General features: G+C 54.7%; 18 protein-coding genes and 1 pseudogene (1 of these 19 cut by a window edge). 11 read left to right on the forward strand and 8 right to left on the reverse strand.

The window, feature by feature from the left end; all coding sequences use genetic code 11:
• Positions 1 to 594, reverse strand: the 5' portion of a protein-coding gene (gloB, locus tag O77CONTIG1_RS01265; RefSeq protein WP_068507406.1) for a hydroxyacylglutathione hydrolase. Its footprint begins 180 nt before the window's first position; the window shows 594 of its 774 coding nt (coding positions 1-594); the start codon lies at positions 592 to 594; the stop codon falls past the left edge of the window.
• A gap of 301 nt (positions 595 to 895) precedes the next feature.
• On the opposite strand from gloB, the gene O77CONTIG1_RS01270 reads away from it, so the two are divergent.
• From O77CONTIG1_RS01270 to O77CONTIG1_RS01300, 7 genes are all read left to right on the forward strand, one after another.
• Positions 896 to 2,134 carry an FtsX-like permease family protein gene (locus tag O77CONTIG1_RS01270; protein WP_068507407.1) on the forward strand — a complete coding sequence of 413 codons (1,239 nt, stop codon included), beginning with the start codon at positions 896 to 898 and terminating at the stop codon, positions 2,132 to 2,134.
• 634 nt (positions 2,135 to 2,768) lie between these two features.
• Positions 2,769 to 3,527, forward strand: a complete 759-nt coding sequence (locus O77CONTIG1_RS01275) for an ABC transporter ATP-binding protein (RefSeq protein WP_068507410.1) — start codon at positions 2,769 to 2,771, stop codon at positions 3,525 to 3,527.
• 709 nt (positions 3,528 to 4,236) lie between these two features.
• The gene (locus O77CONTIG1_RS01280; RefSeq protein ID WP_068507411.1) at positions 4,237 to 5,661 is read left to right on the forward strand and encodes a PP2C family protein-serine/threonine phosphatase; all 1,425 of its coding nucleotides are present in this window, start codon (positions 4,237 to 4,239) and stop codon (positions 5,659 to 5,661) included.
• Positions 5,662 to 5,858: 197 nt separating this feature from the next.
• Positions 5,859 to 6,452 carry a pentapeptide repeat-containing protein gene (locus tag O77CONTIG1_RS25310; RefSeq protein WP_197673290.1) on the forward strand — a complete coding sequence of 198 codons (594 nt, stop codon included), beginning with the start codon at positions 5,859 to 5,861 and terminating at the stop codon, positions 6,450 to 6,452.
• 201 nt (positions 6,453 to 6,653) lie between these two features.
• A complete protein-coding gene (locus O77CONTIG1_RS01290) occupies positions 6,654 to 6,923 on the forward strand; it encodes a hypothetical protein (RefSeq protein WP_197673291.1) in 270 nt (89 codons plus the stop codon).
• A gap of 167 nt (positions 6,924 to 7,090) precedes the next feature.
• Entirely contained in the window at positions 7,091 to 8,488 is a 1,398-nt protein-coding gene (gene argH / locus O77CONTIG1_RS01295; protein ID WP_068507413.1) for an argininosuccinate lyase, read from the forward strand.
• Positions 8,489 to 8,508: 20 nt separating this feature from the next.
• Positions 8,509 to 9,342 (forward strand): ABC transporter permease, encoded by an 834-nt coding sequence (locus tag O77CONTIG1_RS01300; RefSeq protein WP_068507415.1) that lies wholly within the window; start codon positions 8,509 to 8,511, stop codon positions 9,340 to 9,342.
• A 438-nt stretch (positions 9,343 to 9,780) separates the two neighbouring features.
• Here O77CONTIG1_RS01300 and O77CONTIG1_RS01305 read toward each other — a convergent pair whose 3' ends face one another.
• The 6 genes and pseudogenes from O77CONTIG1_RS01305 to cbiT form a co-directional block, all read right to left on the reverse strand.
• Positions 9,781 to 10,428 carry a class I SAM-dependent methyltransferase gene (locus tag O77CONTIG1_RS01305; protein ID WP_068507417.1) on the reverse strand — a complete coding sequence of 216 codons (648 nt, stop codon included), beginning with the start codon at positions 10,426 to 10,428 and terminating at the stop codon, positions 9,781 to 9,783.
• A gap of 182 nt (positions 10,429 to 10,610) precedes the next feature.
• Positions 10,611 to 11,321 (reverse strand): annotated as a pseudogene (locus O77CONTIG1_RS01310) (2-phosphosulfolactate phosphatase family protein).
• Positions 11,322 to 11,567: 246 nt separating this feature from the next.
• Complete coding sequence (locus tag O77CONTIG1_RS01315) at positions 11,568 to 12,518, reverse strand: putative 2-dehydropantoate 2-reductase (protein ID WP_068507419.1); 951 nt, start codon at positions 12,516 to 12,518, stop codon at positions 11,568 to 11,570.
• A 138-nt stretch (positions 12,519 to 12,656) separates the two neighbouring features.
• A complete protein-coding gene (locus O77CONTIG1_RS01320; protein WP_317134179.1) occupies positions 12,657 to 13,460 on the reverse strand; it encodes a phosphatidate cytidylyltransferase in 804 nt (267 codons plus the stop codon).
• 328 nt (positions 13,461 to 13,788) lie between these two features.
• Positions 13,789 to 14,046, reverse strand: coding sequence for a hypothetical protein (locus O77CONTIG1_RS27635; protein WP_317134180.1), 258 nt, complete (start codon positions 14,044 to 14,046; stop codon positions 13,789 to 13,791).
• Between the two features lie 26 nt (positions 14,047 to 14,072).
• Positions 14,073 to 14,393 carry a precorrin-6Y C5,15-methyltransferase (decarboxylating) subunit CbiT gene (gene cbiT, locus O77CONTIG1_RS27640; protein WP_317134181.1) on the reverse strand — a complete coding sequence of 107 codons (321 nt, stop codon included), beginning with the start codon at positions 14,391 to 14,393 and terminating at the stop codon, positions 14,073 to 14,075.
• Between the two features lie 505 nt (positions 14,394 to 14,898).
• On the opposite strand from cbiT, the gene glmM reads away from it, so the two are divergent.
• The 3 genes from glmM to O77CONTIG1_RS01340 all read left to right on the forward strand — a co-directional run bounded on the left by glmM (position 14,899) and on the right by O77CONTIG1_RS01340 (position 18,723).
• Positions 14,899 to 16,356: a phosphoglucosamine mutase gene (gene glmM / locus O77CONTIG1_RS01330; protein WP_068507421.1), complete on the forward strand. Its 1,458-nt coding sequence runs from the start codon at positions 14,899 to 14,901 to the stop codon at positions 16,354 to 16,356.
• Positions 16,357 to 16,538: 182 nt separating this feature from the next.
• Positions 16,539 to 17,771 (forward strand): DUF445 domain-containing protein, encoded by a 1,233-nt coding sequence (locus tag O77CONTIG1_RS01335; RefSeq protein WP_068507423.1) that lies wholly within the window; start codon positions 16,539 to 16,541, stop codon positions 17,769 to 17,771.
• Positions 17,772 to 18,150: 379 nt separating this feature from the next.
• Complete coding sequence (locus tag O77CONTIG1_RS01340; protein WP_068507425.1) at positions 18,151 to 18,723, forward strand: hypothetical protein; 573 nt, start codon at positions 18,151 to 18,153, stop codon at positions 18,721 to 18,723.
• Positions 18,724 to 19,580: 857 nt separating this feature from the next.
• Here O77CONTIG1_RS01340 and O77CONTIG1_RS01345 read toward each other — a convergent pair.
• Positions 19,581 to 19,973: a hypothetical protein gene (locus O77CONTIG1_RS01345; RefSeq protein WP_068507427.1), complete on the reverse strand. Its 393-nt coding sequence runs from the start codon at positions 19,971 to 19,973 to the stop codon at positions 19,581 to 19,583.
• A 258-nt stretch (positions 19,974 to 20,231) separates the two neighbouring features.
• On the opposite strand from O77CONTIG1_RS01345, the gene O77CONTIG1_RS01350 reads away from it, so the two are divergent.
• Positions 20,232 to 21,674: a D-alanyl-D-alanine carboxypeptidase gene (locus O77CONTIG1_RS01350; RefSeq protein WP_172799620.1), complete on the forward strand. Its 1,443-nt coding sequence runs from the start codon at positions 20,232 to 20,234 to the stop codon at positions 21,672 to 21,674.
• Positions 21,675 to 21,724: the final 50 nt, after the last annotated feature.

Raw genomic sequence — 21,724 nt, forward strand, 5'->3', positions numbered from 1 at the left:
GCGCAGTTCTAGAGCCTGATTTTCGGGATCGACCGAGAGCGCAAACTGAAGATTCTTCAGCGTGTATTCATGAGCGCACCAGATGTTTGTGTTGTCTGGCAAGGCACGCAGTTTGGACAGCGAGTGAACCATTTGAGTGGGGGTGCCTTCAAATAAGCGTCCGCAGCCGCCTGCGAACAGGGTATCTCCGCAGAACAGGTCGCCTGGCTGCTCTGAGCTAGCGGGTGGAAAGTAGTAGGCAATATGGGCGCGGGTGTGGCCGGGGACAAAGAGGATGTTGGCTGGGCGATCGCCCAACACAATGCGATCGCCCTCCTTCAAAAATTCCTGCTGTCCTGGAATCCGTTCCCGATCTTCTGCGCCACCGTAGACCACTGCATCGGGAAACCGCTGCAACAGTGCCAGGTTGCCCCCGACATGATCTCGGTGGTGATGCGTATTCAAAATTGCCACAAGCTGAGCATCCAGGCTGAGCAAACAGTTCAAGACTGGCTCTGCTTCCGCAGGATCGACAACGGCCGCTTGATGCGTATCAGGGAAATACAACACAAAGATGTAATTGTCCGACAGGGCCGGAAGACGATGGATTTGCATGGGGAATTGAGATTGTGTGAGATAGGTTCAGCGGTGTCTAAGCTTCTTATCTGCTCCTTACCGTAGACTCATTTCACACCTGATGACCAGAGCTACGTTTATGTCTGACCAAGTGCGGGTATAAGCCACCGACTTTAATTCCAGACAGTTACGCCGAGTGGCACAACTTGGCACAGTTCCAACCACTCAGCAACGTACAGTGAAGAGGTGTATGCGTACAAATCTGCGTGCCAATTCTGCATACGGGTTTGACTTCGTTTACTGAATCTGCCCTCAGCGGCCCGCTGGGCCGGTCTACCGCATGGCTTCAGTTGCTCGCAAAAATCTGTTTGAGGATATTCCCCGGTTTCTCGTAGCCCAGGCCGGGATTATGTTTGCTGTTAGTCTGGTAACGATTCAGACAGGCATTTTGAACGGATTTAGCCGCTCGACCAGCACCTTAGTTGACGGCTCTAGCGCAGATATCTGGGTTGGGGCCCAGGAAATGGTGAATCTACAGCTTACGCTCCCAATTCCGGCGGGAATGGTGCAGCAGGCACAAGAGGTAGAAGGGGTCGCCTTGGCTGAGGCGATGATTACGCGAACCACAACGTGGCGGAGTCCCAGCGGCGACATTTCCACTGTGCAAATTATTGGGTTCGACCCGGCTAGCCATCTATTTAACTATGGCAACCTGTCAGAGGGTAGGGTAGAGGATTTGCAGCAGCCCTATACCGTGATCCCGGATCAAGCAAACCGAGCGTCGATCCACGTCAGCCAGGTGGGCGATCGCGCCAATATTGGCTCGTTGCCAACACGATTGGTTGGCTTTACACGAGGCACGCAATCGATTGCATCCAGCACCTACGTTTTTACTTCCCTCAAAAACGCAAATGCCTACCTGAATTCTGCCTATACGTCTACCACAAGCTGCCGTTTACAGGACGGTCAACTAATTTGTAGCAACCTGTTTGAGCGGACAATTAATCCCGATGCGGTGCCAGAACCCCGCGCCCTCTCTCCCACAGATGTCATTACCTACGTCTTAGTCAAAGCGGAACCCGGAACCGATCTAGAAGCGCTGAAGCGCCGATTAGAACAAGCCTTGCCCAATACCAAGGCTTATACCAAAGCAGAAATGTCTGATTTGACACAGAGGTATTGGGTGCAGCGCACGGGGATCGGCTTTGTATTAGGCTTAGGCGCTACTGTGGGTGTCATTGTGGGAATGGTAATTGTAGGACAAATTTTATACTCATCGGTCGCCGATCATATTCGAGAATTTGGCACGTTAAAAGCGATGGGCGCATCCGACTGGGTAATCTATCGCATCATCATTGAGCAAGCGCTATGGATGGCGATTCTGGGCTACATTCCCAGCGTGGCACTGTGTTTAGGGTTAGGAGCCTGGACTTTTGCAACGCAGGGCATCACGATTCTGATTACACCAGTGACCGCCATTGGCATTTTGGGCATTACGGTTGGAATGTGCGTCACTTCAGCATTGTTTGCAATTCAGAAAGTGACCCATGTTGACCCGGCCATTGTGTTCAAGGCTTAGAGGGTTGCGGTTTAGAAGGCTAGATGGGCTATTTAAGCCCAATCAAAACTTTATAAAAACGCAAATATTTTCGTGTCTAGGGTTACGGAGTGTGCGTAGAAAGGCTTATTACACTAGATAAAGATTAAGAACGGTTTATGGCAGGGGCGCTGATTTGCAACTCAAGTTGAAGTTTATCTGGGTTTAGACCTGCCCAAAGAGAGACAAATTCGGAATTTGGGGGTTTTGCATGTGAAGCATTGATTAGAAAAGGTTTGAGGTCTTCGTCTACAGAAAATAGGGGTTCCGTCAACTGGGTGAAGGCAACTTTTGGGCATTCAAACTATCGTGAAGTTATCGCGAGAAGTGAGAGACACGTCTCAAGGTATGCAACCTGTGAACTAGTTTTGCAGTCTAGATTTGCAGTCTAGTGAGATAGCTTCTTTAGGATTTCAAGTTTATTAGAACTGTAGGCTAGCTTTTGACAGTTTATTTTGACAGTTTATTTTGACATCTGGTGTTGCCTGGATTTTGAACACGCCCGAATACCCGGTGTCAGGGTTGGATTGAAGTAACTGAGTGCCTCACAGTTTCGTGGTTTATTCCTTAATCGATCTGTTGTTGTGGATCACGCTGCCGTTTACGTTCTAAGTTCATGACTGTATCGCATCTGAATCTAGCTTCATCCCTCGCAGTGCCTCTGCCGTCTCAGTATTTAGCAGAGCGAGAGCTGACACCTGTTGTGTCGGAGGCGATCGCCACTCGCGGCGTAGAAATGGTGTACGGAGAAGGAGCCGAGCAGTTTCAAGCACTCAGTAACATTAACCTGGAAATTCCCGCAGGCAGCATTCAACTCTTGATGGGGCCGTCTGGCTCTGGCAAAACGACGCTGCTCTCGATCCTGGCAGGCATCCTGACTCCTTCAGGCGGTAGCGTTCGTCTGCTAGGTCAGGAAATTACTGCAATGTCGCGATCGCAGCTTTCGCAATTTCGCCTGCAAAACATCGGTTTCATCTTTCAAGGCTTTAACCTGTTTCCAGCGCTCACAGCTCTGGAAAATATCGAACTGGCACTGGAGATGAAGGGCATTCGCGGCAAGGCAGCCCGCCACGAGGCATTGTCGCTGCTAGAAGCTGTAGGGCTGGGCAGTCGCGCCAAAAACCTGCCCAGAAACTTGTCTGGCGGACAGAAACAGCGAGTGGCGATCGCCCGCGCCCTGGCCGGAAACCCGCCGCTGATTATGGCAGACGAACCCACAGCAGCCCTCGACTCTACGAGCGGACACGCCGTGATCGATCTGCTCAGCACTCTTGCCAAAGAGCGGGGGCGCACCGTTCTCATCGTGACGCACGATCCTCGAATTATGGACGTTGCTGACCGAGTGCTGTATCTGGAAGACGGACGACTGAAATAGCCGCCAAGGAATGGCCGCGAGGTCGCCATTCCAGGTCGCCATTATCAGTCGCCATTATCAAAAGAGCTTGCCATTGAATATCGTCTGGGGGTTATGGCTGGATGGGGGGCGATCGCCCTAACTCCACTCCGTCATAAAACTCATCACCAATGGGCATTCAGCTTTTGCAAAACTTTACCTTGTGCCCAGCAAAGGTTTTCTAAAACCCCCGTAACGGCTCTGGCACTTTGCTCTAGCCCAAAACCTAATCATCTCCTTCAACAGAGCAGTATCTTCATACGGGATTGCCAGGACAGGTTCTGTAGTAACCCTGTAATCGATCCCTCATTAGTAGGAAATTAGTAGGAGAGCGGCATAGCCTTCATAAGCTTTGCCGAATCCATTGCTTTATCGAGGCTTTATCGAGTGCCAAATCTGAATCAGAGCCAGACTCAACCAGATCCGCACTCAGGCGTTCTCCCAGTCAATACAACCTATTCAGTCTTGGCTCTGTCTGGCGAAACTGGCCATAACCGCAAAATCGTCCTATACTCCGGTTAAGAAATCTTTCCCAGGTTGTTCTCCTGTCAATTCTGTGTACACTCGATAAAACCTGATCAAAGTTCATCGCCTTTCTAGTGTGACCTTACAGGCAATCTCCATAGAGCAATTTCCACAATTGCAACCCCAGTTCTAACTGGTTTCTGTCAAGCCTCGAACCAAGCCTCGCATGACCACCGTTCCCGTTCCACGACAGCCTTCACAATCGCCTGATTTGCCTGGCGGCACGCCCGCGCCAGACATCACGCCCGTGTTTGCGCTGAAGGAACTCGTGTCTCGGCTAAACCGGGAGCATAACAAGGTTCAGGATCTACTGAGTTCTCTGGGGTTTGCGCTGCGAAGCTTCACCAACCTCAATCAGTTTTTAGAGCTGACCCCGCTGATTGCCAGTCGTGTGACCGATGCCGACGGGGGGGCCCTAATCCTATTCCGCCCCAATGGGCAATTGCGCCTTGAGCGGATTCACTGCCAAGATGGGCGCAATTGTCAAACCATTCGCAAGGCGCTGGAAACGGCTACCTTGCAGCTTACGGCTTCACCCCCGACGGGGGGAACGACACTGGTTCCATCGGCTGATTTGACGGCATCCCTCGACTATCAGGTGAATCGCTACCTGGGGGCAGACGTGCAGATGTTTGGCACGGCAATTTTGTCTAAAAACGAGGAGCGGGGGCGGCTCTATGTCTTCAGCTATGACCCAAACTATGAGTGGACAGAGACGCGGCAGAAGCTAGTGAGGCTGGTGGCGGATCAGACTGCGGTGGCGATCGCCACAGATGAACTCACTGTCGAACTCCGCAAAAAAGAGCGCCTGGATCGAGAGCTAGAAATTGGCGAAGAAATCCAGCGGCAGCTTTTGCCCCGCCAGTGCCCCCAAATTGAGGGACTGGAATTGGCAGCCCGCTGCAAAAATGCCAACCGCGTCGGCGGCGACTATTACGACTTCATCCCGGTGAACTATGACCAGGTACGCGCCAAAAAAGGCACGCTGAGCCACTGCAACCGCTGGAGCATCACCATCGGCGACGTGATGGGCAAGGGCGTTCCGGCAGGGCTGATCATGACCATGCTGCGGGGAATGTTGCGGGCAGAAGTGCTAAACGGACACCAGCCCTCGCGGATTTTGCAGCACTTAAACCACGTCATGTACGCGGATTTAGAGAACTCTAACCGCTTTGTGACGCTGTTTTATTCCGAATACAACACCGAAACCCAGGTCTTGTCCTATAGCAACGCTGCCCACAACCCGCCGCTGCTGTGGCAAGCCGCGACAGGCAAAATTACCCGGCTAGACACGCTGGGAATGCTGATTGGGCTGGATGTGGATACGCAGTATTTCGACGCGCAGGTGCAGTTGGCTCCGGGTGATACAGTCATTTATTTCACCGATGGATTTACGGATGCGGCTAGCGCGAATGGCGATCGCTACGATGAAGAAAACTTGGTGAAAGATGTTGAATATGCCTGCCAAGCCTACAGCAGCCCACAGGAAATTCTGGAGTATTTATTTGGGCAAGTCCAGCAGTTTGTCGGAGAAGGGCGCAATGCCAACGACGACATGACGCTGATTGTCATGCGAGTCAGGCCCGAATAGCTGAACCAAACTAGCCACAACGAAGGTTTTTATCTTTTGACATGTCCTTTTATGAGTCTCTGTCTATGCAACTTGGACTATTTCTAAAGTTGTAAAAAACTCTGGTCGGGCTGCTAAAATTGCCAACCTTCAGCGGATGAACTGCTGTCAGTCTGTTGAATAAGGTGTGGATGTAGCTAATTGGTTTAGGTATATTCATGGCTTTCAAAAACTATGGACGGCGGGCGGGCGGGGCGATCGCCCTTGTTTCCGCAGGAATGGTGGGTTGTGCCCTCACCCCTCCAACACCGCCTACCCAGGTTGACCCAGCCCCGAATCAAGCCCCTGCGGATTCCCAAACCGCTCCTCAGGGCGTGAATCCGTCCCAGTCAGTGCCAACCCCTGCCCAGGATGGTTCCAATCCCGCTGCAAGCCAGCCCGTTGACAACCAGCCCATCGCTCAGGCAACAACGGGTAGTGACCCCATTAGCCGGTTGTTCTCTACACGCCAGTGCGTTGGCTGCAACCTGCAAGGGGTTGATCTGGAACGGGCAGATCTTCGCAGCGTAGACCTGAGCAACGCCAACCTGAGTGGGGCTGACCTCGAAAAAGCAGACCTGAGCAACGCCAACCTGAGTGGAGCTAATTTGACCAATGCGGATCTGGAAGAAGCCAACTTAACAGGTGCGAATTTGCAAAATGCGAACTTGACCCGCGCAGATCTGGAAGATGCGAACCTGACGAATGCCAATGTGACGGGTGCAAACTTTACTGGAGCCGATTTGGACGGCGTGATTGGGCTGCAACGCTAGGGGCGATCGCCCAGAAGGGGTCGGCAAACTTTCGGAACACTTTAAGGGAAGATTCTAAGCGGGGATTGAGCGCCAAGCCTTCTAGCAATTCAGCACCATAGCTAGATCAAACGCTTGCAAATTACGGTATATTCCGTAGTATTTTATGGCTGCCGCAAATCAGCGGTCGCTTCAGGATTATTTCACGAGGCTTCAATCCCCATGATGTGGATCGATTTGGCGCATCACGCCTTGACGTGGGTTTCTAGTGCCCCTAGTTTTGCCGACCCTGCAAGCTGGAGCCTGGCTCCCGACGGGCTGCTCTGGCACTGGCAGCTTGATTACCCAACGCTGGCACAACAGTTTGATACGGACGTATTTGCTGGGGTGCGGCGGGCAGCAGACAATTTTGTAAAGACTGGCCAGGTTTGGGCACTGTTGATTGGCATTATCATCGGCTATTTGCTGCGCGGCTTTACAACCTACGGCTAGATTTATCAGCAGGCGTTAAGCGATTTTGGGTAGCATGAACAACTCAAAATCGTCTCTTTCAATGCAGCCGCGTTAGGTAGAATTCGTCAAAACTGGCAGCAATGGCTAGCCCTGTAGCAAGAGCAAGAACTGAGCAATTACCTGAGCGTTTACTTTAGGACAAGATTTTGGTCAATCCTTCTCCGCAGCAAACCTGGAGCCAGCGATTTGAGTCGGCTTTGCATCCGGCGATCGCCCGCTTTAACGCCAGCATCGGCTTTGACATTGAGCTAATCGAGTATGACCTGACGGGTTCGCAAGCCCACGCCAAAATGCTGGCTCACACAGGCATTATCTCTCCCGAAGAGGGCGAACAGTTGGTGGCCGGGCTAGAGCAAATTCGCCAGGAATATCGATCGGGACAATTTAACCCCGGCATCGACGCGGAGGACGTGCATTTTGCTGTGGAACGGCGGCTGACAGAAATTGTCGGCGATGTGGGCAAAAAGCTGCACACCGCGCGATCGCGCAACGACCAGGTGGGCACCGACACGCGGCTTTATCTGCGTGACCAGATTGGGCAAATCCGCCAGCAGTTGCGCCAGTTTCAGTCGGTGCTATTCGCCCTGGCAGAACAGCATGTGGAAACGCTGATTCCTGGCTATACACACCTGCAACGGGCGCAACCGCTGAGTCTGGCACACCACCTGCTGGCTTATTTCGACATGGCGCAGCGCGACTGGGAGCGGCTGGGCGATGTCTATCGTCGGGTTGACCTGCTGCCGCTGGGGTCTGGGGCGCTGGCAGGCACGACCTTCCCGATCGATCGCCACTATTCTGCCGAGCTGCTAGGCTTTGGCGGCGTATATTCCAACAGCCTGGATGGGGTGAGCGATCGCGACTTTGCCATCGAGTTTCTCTGCGCTGCCAGCCTGATCATGGTTCACCTGTCGCGCCTGTCGGAGGAGGTGATCCTCTGGGCCTCGGAGGAGTTTAGCTTTGTGACGCTGAAAGATAGCTGTTCCACGGGTTCTAGCATCATGCCCCAAAAGAAAAATCCCGATGTGCCAGAACTGGTGCGCGGCAAAACTGGGCGTGTGTTTGGGCACTTGCAAGCCCTGCTGGTGCTGATGAAGGGACTGCCCCTGGCCTACAACAAAGACTTGCAGGAAGACAAGGAAGCCCTGTTCGACGCGGTAAAGACGGTGCGCGGCTGCCTGGAGGCGATGACCATCTTGCTGCAAGAGGGTATGGAGTTTCGCACCGAGCGGCTGAACAGCGCCGTCGCCGAAGACTTTTCCAACGCGACCGACGTGGCAGACTACCTCGCTGCCAAGGGCGTGCCCTTCCGTGAGGCGTACAATCTGGTGGGCAAGGTTGTGAAAACCTCTCTGGCAGCAGGCAAACTGCTGAAAGATCTGACGCTGGAAGAATGGCAGTCGCTACATCCCGCCTTTGAGCAGGATATCTACGAGGCGATCGCCCCTGCCCGCGTTGTCTCCGCCCGCAACAGCTACGGCGGCACAGGGTTTGACCAGGTGCGTCAGGCACTCGACCGAGCCCGCGCTCACCTCAGCGAACCTTAGAAACCGAACCTTAGAAGCCCATGACACAGCGCCCTGACAGGCTTGCAAGAAGACCTGGACTGCTGCCCTACCTCCGCCGTCATCTGCGCGTGCTGGGGCTATTTTGGGAAACGGCGATCGCCGCCGAGTTGGAATATCGGATTAACTTTGTGCTGGCCACGCTCAGCAGCCTGGGCAGTTTGGCAGGTAGCCTGTTTGGACTGTTCCTCTTTTACCGCACAGGCTACAGCTTTCAGGGGTGGAGTTGGGAAGAGGCGCTGGTCGTGCTGGCCATGTTCACGCTGCTCCAGGGCTTTTCCGCCACCTTCCTCTCGCCCAACCTCAGCCAGATCGTGAAACAGGTGCAGTTGGGCACGCTGGATTTTGTCTTGCTCAAGCCCATCAGCGCCCAGTTCTGGCTGTCTACCCGCACTGTGTCGCCCTGGGGCATCCCGGATCTGATGTTTGGGTTGATTATTCTGGGCTACGCGGGGTCGCGGCTGGGCCTGCCCGCTGGCACCTATGGTCTGGGGGCGATCGCCCTCGCCCTGGGGCTGGTCACCCTCTACAGCCTGTGGTTTATCCTGGGAGCCACCAGCATCTGGTTTGTCAAAGTGTACAACGTAACGGAAGTGCTACGAGGCTTGCTGGAGGCGGGGCGCTTTCCCACGGTTGCCTATCCCGCTGCTTATCGATTCTTCTTTACCTTCATCGTGCCCGTAGCGTTTCTCACCACAATTCCCGCCGAGGCGCTGCTGGGTCGCACTGCTTGGGGCTGGATTGGCGCATCCGCTGGGCTGGCGATCGCCCTGTTCCTCTTTGCCCAACAGTTCTGGCGCTTCGCCCTGCGATTCTACACCAGCGCCTCCAGTTAACCTGCACTGATCGGTGCAGTCCGTAAAACAACCTCTAAAACAAATTGCCAAACCTACAGATCCCTGGTCTCTATCAATTCGTGTCAATGGATTCCCAGTAAACCCATCGCTTTCAAAAGAAACCAGAGATCTGCGGAAAGTATCTGCAAGGTTGACTTAAAGGTCGGCCGGAGACCTGGCGAATCTCGTATCTACTCTCTCGTATGGCTCTGTCTTTTATGTATCGTATGTATCTTCAATCTGTGCTATCTGGGTCGGTCTCTCAAGCGTATGTAACTAAGCGTATGTAGCTAACTTGTAGGTAACTAAACAAGTGTATGTAACCCAACGATCCGTATGCTGGAGGGTCTGTAGCTCAGCCGTCCTGTTATTACTTCACATCAAGGTTCGGTTTTTACGCATACGCCAGCTAGCCCAAAATCCAAAATCCAAAATCCTCTAGCTCACTCGCTCAGCTATCACCGCATAAAACGGATCGCCCCCGCCCATACCCAGCATTTGCAGGAACGGGGGCACTGACGGCTGACGAGCAATCGTCTCAATCTGACCAAAGCCAGGAATCTGCTCAAAGTAGCCCTTTACCAGTTCTACCCGCTGCGGTTCCGATGCTTCTACCCACGCCTGGATTGCCTTCTGGAAAAACATCCGGTTAGAAAAGCTGACGATAGCAAGGCCACCTGGTTTCAGGATGCGATAGATTTCGGCAAACACAGCCTCCGGTCGCTGTAGATACTGCACCGACACTGTATTCAGCACCGCATCAAAGGACTGATCGGGCAGCGGCAAAAGCTGATTCTGGTTCAAATTTTGCACAAAATAGTGATTGAGCCGAGGATTTTTCGCCAACTCTTCTGAGTTCATGCCGTGCCCCTCGACGTGGGCAAACGTCATCTCTTCTGGCAAGTGAGACACCCAGCTACTCATCATGTCAAAGATGCGGGTATCCGGCTTCAGCCGTTCTCGGTATAGGTCGGTCAACTGCTGAATAAACCCGTCGTCTACATGGGTGACGAAGCGCGGATAGTCGTAGAACAACGCATCGTCTGTTTCGTCAAGCTTGCGCCGCTGGGCAGGTTCCAGAATCATCGGGGGGATTAATATTTAGAGACCTCATCCTCCAGTATATTGCGAAATATTAAGCAGGCGACGTGCTGCTGGAGTTGACTCGCACGCTATGCCCAACCCTCGATTATTGCGTCACGGCTATTGCGTCACGGCTGCGTCCACTACGCCACCGCTGCGCCACTGCTGCGTCACCCCACAGTGAGTTACCCCGCAACCCCAATCAAGCTTTCGTGCTTTACCAACACCCCCGGCTCCCGCTGGATAGGTAGTACATTCAGCACATCTGTCTGGGAGCAGTATTTCAAATCTTCGTAGCAGTGCAGGCGCAGCAGGCGTTTGCCGTGGGTGGCGTGGTGCAGGAGTTCTAGCAGGCGATCCTGCCACTGGCTGTAGAGACTTACTGCGCTGATCAGTTCGTCGTTGCCCGCGAGGTCTTCTAGCGGAACGTCGAGTTCGACCTGCAACCGATGGGCGATCGCCCCTGCACAGACCGTATCCTCCAGCGAAAATGACCCTTCCCAGCCAGAGCCAACCAGCCACACGGTTTCGGGGCGGCGGGCCAGCAGATAATCCACAACAGCTTGACGGTTGACCAGTGCAGCGGCGATCACCGTTTCGGCAGACTGGATCGAGGTCAGCGCACGAGTGCCGTTCGTGGTGCTGATGAACAGTCCGCCCCGTCACCACACCTCTGGCGTGCAGTCCAGCGGCGAGTTGCCAAAGTCAAACCCTTCTACCTTTGCGCCGCCGCGTTCTCCCGCCCGAATTCGCTTTTCGGGGGCCCAAGATTCGCTCACCCGCATCAGTTCGTTGAGGTCGCTAAACACCTGAACCGCTTCGGCTCCAGCGTTGAGTGCGGTGGCCATGGTGCTGGTAGCGCGAAGTACGTCGATGGCGATCGCACAGTCGGGCATCTCGCCGGAAGGAATCAGTTCCGGTGTGTGGAAAACGAACAGCTTCACAGGTTGACCTTGTTAAGAAATACTGCCGACTAACATCTTACGTTGTCTTGTGTCGGCCATCTCAGGCAAAACCATGCAAGAAAACTTGCAGATAGATTACCTAATCTTTGAGTATGACGCGGAAATACGCATCCTTCGCTCTGCCAGCAGCTTCTCAAACTGTATTAAACCACTTTCAGAGAATTCTCGATCGCCCCGCTACAAGCCCCGATTCTGCGCGTCTAGAAACCGCAGTTGTTGATATAGCGTTTGAACCTGAGGCAAATTCGCACCTGCGGCCTGAGCCGCCCGCAGCGGGTTGCCATACATCGCTTCTACTTCCAGCGGGCGCTTTTCGTCGTAGTCGATTTTCATGCTGGTGCGGTAGGGTTTCATTTTTGCTGTGTGATCCAGCATGGTCTGCACAAAGTCGGGGGCGATCGCCCGTCCCTGTGCCGCTGCCCCTTTTCTCACTTCCTCCATCAGCGACTCGGCGAGCGATCGCGCATCGGAGTTGGCCATCATTTCTTGTGTGGTCGCGTTTAGCACCACAGACAAGCCATTAAACGGAATATTCCACATCAGCTTTTGCCAGCGGGCCAGCACCAAATCTTCGGCTAGCTCAATAGGAATGCCTGCCCGCTCAAAGTCTGCCGCGATGCGCCGCAGTCGATCCGTAATGCCTACTGCCTCACCCGCCGCGCTGTATTCACCCATTGCAATTTTTTTGTAGTCCAGATGGCGAATGTGCCCTGGCCCTACCTTGTTGGAACAGAGGAAGCATAGTCCCCCCAAAACGCGCTCTGGGCCGGCGATCGCCGCTGCTTCAGCCTCGACTCCCAGCCCGTTTTGCAGCACTAGCACCACGCCATCGTCCTTGACGACGGGCGGCAGCAGGTCTGGCAGCAGATGATTTTGGGTCGTCTTTAGCGCCACGACCACTACATCGCAGCGCGGCATATCGGGCGATCGCCGATAGGCATTCACCTGCGGCAACACAAAATCTCCATCCGGCGACTCAATCACCAGCCCCTGCCGCTGCACCAGGTCGAAATCGCTCCGCAATAAGTAGTGAACCTCCAGCCCTGCTTTTTGTAAACACGCGCCATAGTACCCACCCAGCGCTCCTGTGCCCAAAATGGCGTAGGTTAATCCCGAAGCCGTATCCATGCTGCTGTCCTCATTTACCCGCAAGTACCTGCAAGTAAAGTCTATCCAAAGAACACCCCAGGACTTTTTCCCTAGGCAGGTAGCAGCGGCAGCAGCAGCGTCACGAAATAGTAGACCAGCGGCGCGGTGAATACATAGCTATCGGCGCGATCGAGATGCCGCGCCGTGGCCAGGAATGAGCTGACCCGAATCCTTTACGCCCGCGTCGCGCTTCATCATCGATTCCGTCAGGTCGCCCAGCAGGCTAGCAATGCCGATGATGAGTCCCAGCGCCATACCCGTCAGGGGAAAGCCTGGCCACCGCAGCAGCCACGATCCGATTGTCCCGACCGCGACGCTGCCCAACACCCCCAGCACTGCCCCTTCTACGGTTTTCTTGGGGCTGATAGCCGACAGGCGCGTTTTGCCAAACAGTTTGCCAAACACATAGGCTCCAATATCTGCGGCCCAGATGCAGCCAAAGGCAATCAGCATCGTCGTCAGCCCTGGCGGTAGGGCTTGCCAATCAGCCCAAGACAGGGGCAAAAAGCCATTTAGCGGTAGGTTGCTGACTTCTGCCTGGCCGAGCGATCGCAGCCTCACCCAATAGCTCGGCAGATAGCCGCCGTAAAATAGACCCAAAATGGAGGTGGAAATGTCGGCGATCGTCGCCAGCTTTGGCTGAAATAGCAGGTAAAAGCAAATGCAGGTTCCGGCCACAGGCACAACGGCATCAGCCAGCGTGGGGGAGAGCGTGGCCGTTACCAGAATGAGCTGGCTGACGGCTAGCGTCGTCTTGGCAGCCGGAGCGATGCCCTTGGCGCGGCAAAGCTGGAAATACTCTAATTGCCCCAAATACACCATCAGCGCAACGCCCAGGGTGAAATACCACCCGCCCAAACACACCATTCCCAAGGCAAGAATGATGGCGATAATAGCGCTGAGAACTCGGGGCGATGCCATAGAGAGTTAAGAGATTGGGCAACAAATTAGCAATAAAGAAGCCGTAAAGAAAGACTTAAGCAGAGGTTAAAGAAACAGAGGTTAAAGACTACTCTGGCACACTTTGGCGTGCATCCTTCACAAGGCACACCCGTCTTCGATCCTATTTACAGGTTTCGTTTACATATTGTAAGGGCGCTCTCAGCAGAGCGCGTGTCGCTAAAACGGCAGAAGGAAGAGGGAAGAGGGAAGAAGGAAGAACGAAGAGAGAAGAACGAAGAGGGAGGAAGGAAAACTTGGTAGGATGCGGGTTGCTAGAACGGCAGAAGCAACTGGGGGGAGATTCGGGTCATTCTCCTTTTTCGCCGCTGACAATAAACATGGGGTCAAGCGCTGCAAACACCTGATGAATGCCGCGATTTTCCAGGCGGTTGATCACCGACTGCACCACTTCTACATTGCGGACTTGGAGGCTGGACAGGCATTCCGAAATGGCGTAGAGCGTTTCGAGGTTGGTGGCGATCGCCACGATGCGTCCCCCCGGCAGCAAATAGCTCCACGCCGCCTGCAAAATCGCCTTCACCGATCGCCCCCCCTCCACACACACACAATCCGGCGCATCCGTTAGCTCGCTCAGGCACTCTGGGGGCGCTGCCCTCCCACCACTTCCACTGTTTTTACGCCAAAGCGATCGCAGTTTCGGCGAATCAGGCTGGCCACTTCCTCGTCGCGCTCGATGGCATAGACTTTTCCCAAAGGACACCGCAGCCCCACCTCCACCGGAATCGTGCCTGTGCCCGCGCCAATATCCCACAGCACCGCGTCTGGCCGCAGTCGCAGTTGCGACAGCAGCAGCACCCGAATTTCGCGCTTGGTCAGGGGAATTCCCGGCAATTGCTCGAAGCGGTCGTCGGGAATGCCAGAAGTGACATAGGGCCAAAGAGAAGAAGCCATGCAAACTAGAGCCTTGCGCTATACCGGGCGCGGGTGGAATCTGACCCACGGGCGATCGCCATTGGCCTTATCTTAAACAGCCCCGACAAAATCTGAAACCACGCACCGCAAAACAGCCCCAGGAAATCCCTGAGCAGAAGTTGTTGATCGAAACTTGCGAGTCTGGCTTATAACAGGGGGCAAGGAGTTGGGCGTATTGGATGACCTGATGAGGAGATGACCTGATGAGGAGAAGCGCATCTCTTCGCCTCCCAATGGCTTTATCCCAAAACTCCAACACATCATCCCCCCTCCCCTCATCCCCCCCTCCCCTCACCCCCTCATCCCAAAACCCTCCGGACACCCCAGCCCCGCCGCCGCAAAGTACTACACGCCCTTGCTCGAAAAATCTGTCTTCAGAGTCATCAACCTATCGAAACATCTGTCAATAGGTATTTAATCTTCTTAACCAACAAAGTGCTATTCTCCTCATGTGTGTGGAGTGATTTTTCTGGAGTGCTAGGTTATGGTCGTTTCTCCTGTATGGTCGGGGTTGTCTCGCCTTGCGGATCGCGTTCCAGCAAGCGGACGGGCGATTGATGAGTATTGGAGTCCGCTGGTGCTGCCCGCTGGCAAGCTGTTTGGCACAGACGGAATTCGTGGACGGGCAGGGGATTTGCTGACGGCTCCGCTGGCGTTTCAGGTGGGCTATCGGGCGGGGCAGGTGTTAAAGACGGCTGAGGCGGGCCCGATGATTTTGGGGCAAGACTCGCGCAACTCTAGCGATATGCTGTCGGCGGCGCTGTCGGCGGGGCTGGCTTCGGCGGGGCTGGAGGTGTGGAACCTGGGCCTGTGCCCGACTCCGGCAGTAGCCTATCTGGCGAGCAAGCTAGGCGCGACGGGCGGCGTGATGATTTCTGCCAGCCACAACCCGCCCGAAGACAACGGCATCAAGTTTTTTAGTAGCCAGGGGGCAAAGCTGGCTCCAGAATTGCAAGCGCAAATCGAATCGGCGCTGCGATCGCCCCTGGAAAGCACCCCTGCTCTGACGAATACGGGCCTGTGCTGCGATCGCCCAGAACTGCTGCAAGATTACGTTGCATCTCTACATCAGCCCTTCCAACCCCAAGACAGCCTCGCAGGGCTAAAAATTGTGCTGGATCTGGCCTGGGGCGCAGCAGCAAACCTGGGTGAACAGGTATTCCGCGAAATGGGCGCTGAGGTGATTTGCCTGCACGATGCCCCCAATGGCGATCGCATCAACGTCAACTGCGGCTCTACTCATCTGGCTTCTCTTAAGGCTGCGGTTGTGGAGCATCGGGCCGACATGGGCTTTGCCTTTGATGGCGATGCCGACCGGATGATGGCCGTAGACAGCCAGGGGCGCGTAATTGATGGCGACTACATTTTGTTTCTCTGGGGCAACGCGCTGCGTCAGGTAGGGCAACTGCCCAACGACATGCTGGTTTCCACCGTGATGGCGAATCTCGGCTTTGAGCGGGCGTGGCAGGCGCAGGGCGGAACCCTGGTGCGAACCGCTGTCGGCGATCAATACGTCCACGCTGAAATGATGAAGCGCGGCGCGATGCTGGGCGGCGAACAGTCGGGGCACATCCTCTGCCCACATTATTCAGTGTCGGGTGACGGAATGCTGACGGCGCTGCACCTAGCGGCATTGGTGAAGCAGTCGGGCTTGTCGCTGGCCGACCTGCGCGATCAGAGCTTCCAGACCTATCCGCAACTGCTGCGGAATGTGCGCGTGGAAGACCGCGATCGCCGCCTGAACTGGCACACCTGCGAACCGCTGCAACGGGCGATCGCCCTGGCAGAATCCGACATGGGCGATCGCGGCCGCATCCTCGTCCGCGCCTCGGGCACCGAACCCGTCATCCGCGTCATGGTAGAAGCCGCCCATCCTGACCTAGTGGAACACTGGACAGCACACCTGGTTTCTGTCGTAGAAACACACCTAGTGAGCCATTAGGTCAAAATACAGGAAAAAGCTTCCAGGGGCAGAGGTAAATTTTAGAGGCGTGGAAACCACGGCTGTCCTCCAGATCCGTACCACCTCCTCGCCTACTGCCCCCCCAAACCTGGCACCTGACCCCTAGAAAGCGGTATCGTCGAAATTGGCAGACCAGTCCTCACCCTGCCACGCGGTATCTGTTGGATCTCCAGTCTCTTGTCATCCTCGTTGCACCTCCCATTCTTGGCGGCATCATTGGCTATTTCACCAATGACATCGCCATCAAAATGCTGTTTCGTCCCTACAAGCCCATCTACATCGGTGGGCGGCGACTACCCTTCACGCCGGGGCTGATTCCGGCAAACCAGGAGCGGCTGGCGCAGCGTATTTCCAACGCCATTCTCGGATCGCTGCTAACCCCAGAAGAACTGCAAAACATTGCTCGGCGGCTGCTGCAACCAGAGCGCGTGCAAGCAGCGATTCAGTGGCTCCTGTCGCTCACCCTGACCCAGATTCAGCAGGGCAATGAGCAGCGCACGGTCAAAATTGTCTCCAACATTCTGCACGATCTGGTAGGACAGTCATTGCCCCGCACGATCAAGGTGCTGGCGCGGCGCGAAGATTTTCTAGAAGCCCAGCTCAATCAGCTATTTGACCAAGTATTGCTGGAGTTTCAGTTTTCGCAGTCGCAGGCCGAGCAGCTTTCCAAATGGATGCTGGATGCAGTACTGCCTCCAGACGTGCTGCGCCAGGGCGTAATTGACTTCCTCACCGACCGCAATATCCAGGTCATCGACGAAAGCTTTCGGTCAAAAACCAGCGGCACCTACTGGGTCGTGGCTAACCTGTTTGGCGTGCGAAATGCGCTCGTGCGGCTACGGACCCACTGCTTGGATGAACCCGATGCCAGCAATGCAGTGATTAAGGAACTCATCCGCACGCTGAATATTCAGGATCGGCTGCGGGAAGTGCTGCAAAATCTATCGCTGCAAAACCTGCCCGTGGCCACTGTGCGCCAGTTGCGCCGGACGCTGCGCGACAACTTCCGCCACTATTTGCAAACCCAGGGCGAAGAGTTGCTGATGGGGCTGAGCAATTCGGTCGATTGGGATAAGGTGGCGGGGTTACTGGTAAACCGACTGCGGGCCTCGGAAGCGGTGAACAGTTCGCTGGAACCTGTGAGCAAGGAACTGGCCCTGGTCTTGGAACGCTATCTGGAGCGGGATCTAGAGGCGATCGTAAAACAGGCGATCCCAATCTTGAACCTGGAGCAGGTGATTATGGATCGCGTCAAAGCGACCTCGCCACAAAACCTGGAAGCCGCCATCCAAGGCATCGTGAAAAGTGAACTCCAGGGCATCGTCAACCTGGGCGGCATTTTGGGTGTGGTTGTGGGGCTGATGCAGACGGTGTTTGTGCTGCTGACGCGCTAGCCAGGAACGAATCGGGAAGCTTTTCGGGAATCCGTTTGTCCGATCCAGAACAGTCTTCAGGATAGTCCTGAGGACAAAAATACACTACCAAATTACATTCCTCAGGACTGTCTGCTGGACAAACTAGTGGACAAACTAGTGGACAAACTAGTGGACAGAGTTTGGCACAGCTTTGGCCCGCTTCACGCACGACTTCAGGATCAAGTTCTAGACCTGTGGAATCCTTGCCTTACCTGAATTACGCTGATTATTTCGCCTTTTGCTCCCGGCCTTGTTCCTCTGTTCTTTGCCATAGCAGACTTTCTTTAGGACTTTTCACAGGACGGAATCATACGCGATACTGAGAGGATAGTCTTCAGGACTGTCCAGAGGAAAGCAGATGAATGGCGGCGAAATCGATCGAATCCCAGTCAATCAACTGATGCAGCGATATGGACTGGTCAAAAGCGCTGTCTACAAACGGCTGAACGATCTGGGCATTGATCCTCAAAAGGTCGGTAATAAGTCCTATGTCAATGCCGAACAATTGCGACTCCTAGACGACTTGCACCAGTTCATCAAATCTGGCGGCACGATGCCCGAATTTCTGGAAAGCCGGGGCATTCAGCCTGCACAAAACTCGTCTTCTGGAAATTCCCCAGGACTCTCTACGATACAACCCGATGTACCCGATGTAATAGATCTGGTGTCGGCGATCGCCGCTCAGTTTGCCAACCGCCTCCAGCCCCCTCCGCCAGAACCAGACCCCCTCGCCTACTACCAAAAGCTGGAAGACGCAGCGCGAAACGGCTGGCTGATGAGGACTTCCGAGATTGCCGATTTGCTGGATCTGTCGATTTCAGAAATGCAATACTATGGCGATCGCTTTTCAGAAGCCGGATTTACGTTTACCAAATCAGGATATCGGTCGGGTGGAGAAACCGCCTGGAAAGTCTCGAAAGAGCGAAGTTGAGTACAGTTAGCAAAACAGTTAGCAAATTAGACAGCTAAAACGTTATGAAAGTCATCAGGCCCCTTTGCGTCATACGTAGAAGCCTGTAAAATAAAAAAGCCAGCGGTCAGGCTGGCTCAACTCTGCATACTCGATACACTCGATTTTTTCGATTGTTCGTTCTTTCTTTTTCTTAGGTGATGTTGGTGTTCGCACTGGCATCACCTTAGTTTTTGGCACAGCTTTGAGCTGAGATTTGACCAAGGTGATGGGCTATCAGTCGCTCTGGCATCTGTCCGCCAGCGGAAGCTCGACCCACCAGTGGGGGCTGGTCTTCCTGAACCCGTTAGCCTTTCCTGTCAGTTAAAACTATAGCATGTCCTCAGGACAGTCCTCAGGACATTTTGGCTTTTAATAAAAACTTTCCTAAAGACTTTCCTCAGGATTTTTCTGCGGCAACTTGTCCTCAGAACAGTCCTCAGAAGAGTCCTCAGAATAGTCCTCAGAACAGTCCTCAGGACGAGTTCAAAACTATTAACCGTTTGCTGAAGATCTGACCACAATCTAGGTTCCAGGCTGATTCTGAGGATAGTCCTCAAGACGACAGGACTTTTTGATCGGCTTCTCGGAGGGTTTTTTAAAGCTTTCCTGCCATACTCAACACAAGGACTGTTTGCAGAACAGTCCTGAGGACAGGAAGGCTTTTCTGAAAGATTTGCCGCAATCTTTCCTACAACGTTTTTCTACATACCTAAGGAACAAAAAGTATTCAGAAAAGTCCTCAGAAAAGTCCTCAGGACTATCCTCAGGACTTTTCTGTGTTCTCTTGGTTCGGAGGTGTAGAAGCAAATCATGACCTATCGAACCGTGTCATTACGCTAACTGCCTTCTTGACGGAGCCGCTCTAGCTCTGCCCGCATCGCAGAAATTTGCTCGGTCAGGTCTTTCAAATCTGCCTGAATATCAGGCGGGGCAACGGGCACACCACTAGTCGAGGCGGTTGGGCTGCTGGAAGAGCCAGATGGGCCGCTCCAGGAAGCCCCTGCTGGACGCTGCGCCATCAGGTTATCCAAAAAGGCGCGGGCCTCTTGCTCCGTCACTTCACCTTTGGCGGCCAAATCTTCTGCCAGCCCGCTGGGGTCAGTCCGCAGCCGTGCCAGGGTTTCTTCGCGCCGCTGGCTGTCTTGAATCGTTTCAGCCAGCGTGCTGGCGGCTCCCAGGGTAACGCGAAAGCCTTTTTGTAGCCCTTGCAAAATTTCGTCGGGGTTCATGAGTTCAGTTCCCAAGTATCAGTTCCCAAATGTCAGTCCGAGTGCTAATCATTGATCCGGCGCAGGCCCGGCTTCACTCACGTTACAACACCTGCCTAAAATCGCCAAATGGGTTCCTGAGTTCTTCCCAAATGCCTGAATTAGGATGAATTCAATAACGCCTCGTAACACTCAGACGCTGATTGCTTAAGATACTAAGGAGTACCGTTCAGACGGTCTTCAAGCGCCATTCACAACTGCAATTTACAGGGGTAGGCTGTGCGAGTCAGCATTTTGCGAGAGGGTCTGCAAAATCGCCGCAACTATTGGTCAGCAATCAATTGGTCAGCAATCGGGCAATCTGACCGCCGGAACGTGCAAGGTGACACCAGATGGCTGTTGGCCCTGCTGTGTTGCTTGAGTATGGGGCTATTTCCTGCCGAGGTGCTGGCAGCAGAGCGGAACTCCGCTGAACCCATGCGGGTGGTGGACTGGGCGGGTTGGAAAGACGGCAGTTGGCTGGAGGCGCTGGTACAGCCGCAGCTCGTGCAAGATCCAACGGCGATCGCCGCCCTTCGTCAACACCTGCTGGCCCTGGAGGCGATGGGAATGCCCGCCAGCGCTCAGGGGATATGGGTGCAGTCAGGCAGCCAAATCTTGAGCGAACATAAGGGACTGGAGCCGATTCCAGCCGCTTCGCTGACCAAAATTCCGACTACGCTGGCGGCGCTTAAAACCTGGGGTACGTCGCATACGTTTAAGACCACCGTGGGCGTGACGGGGCCCATCGAAAATGGCGTGGTGCGCGGCGATCTGGTGATTCAGGGCGGCGGCGATCCGCTGTTTGTGTGGGAAGAGGCGATCGCCCTGGGAAATGCAATAGAACAGCGGGGCATCCGGCGGGTGGAAGGCAATCTGGTGATCGCGGGCAACTTTGCCATGAACTTCAAAGGCGATCCCCAAACGGCCGGGACGCTCCTGCGGCAGGGGATCAACGCTGACCTGTGGACAGGCGAAGCGCAGACCCAATACACCCAGCTTCCACCTGGCACGCCTCAGCCCCGCGTGGCGATCGCTGGCGAGGTGGTTAGTGTGGCCCAGCCGCCTGTCTTTACGCCCGTGCTGCAACGCCGCTCCCTCAGCCTGGTGCAGGTATTGAAGGCAATGAATATTTTCAGCAACAACTTCATTGCCGATTCAGTGGCGCAACAGCTTGGCGGTGGCTCGGCGGTGGCTCGAACGGCAGCAGCGGCGGCAAACGTACCCGCCAGTGAAATTCGCCTGATCAACGGTTCCGGGCTGGGCGAAGAAAACCAGATTTCTCCCCGCGCTGTGGTGGCGATGCTGACGGCAACCCAGCGATCGCTCCAGGCAGAGGGACTCAGCGTGTCTGACCTGTTTCCCGTCGTTGGGCGCGAACGGGGAACCCTGGGCGATCGCCGCATTACGCCCGGAACGCCCGTGAAAACGGGCACGCTCGATCGCGTCAGCTCTCTGGCGGGGGCCCTGCCAACGCGCGATCGCGGCGTAGTGTGGTTTGCCATTATCGACATTGGCACGGCCGACCTGGGCAGCGTCCGCGTCGAGCAAGACCGCCTGCTGCAAGCGCTCATCAGCCAGTGGGGAGAAGCGAATCCCGTTCCCGCAGAAATTCAGCCGAGCGATCGACTGCCCATCTATCAGCAGCAGTTAGGCGACCCAGCGCGAAACGTGCCGCTGTAGGCCGCGTATTAGAGGATAGAAACAAAGAAGTTTCGTTCTTCGCTTTTCGT

Source organism: Leptolyngbya sp. O-77, assembly GCF_001548395.1.
GTDB lineage: Bacteria > Cyanobacteriota > Cyanobacteriia > Elainellales > Elainellaceae > Thermoleptolyngbya.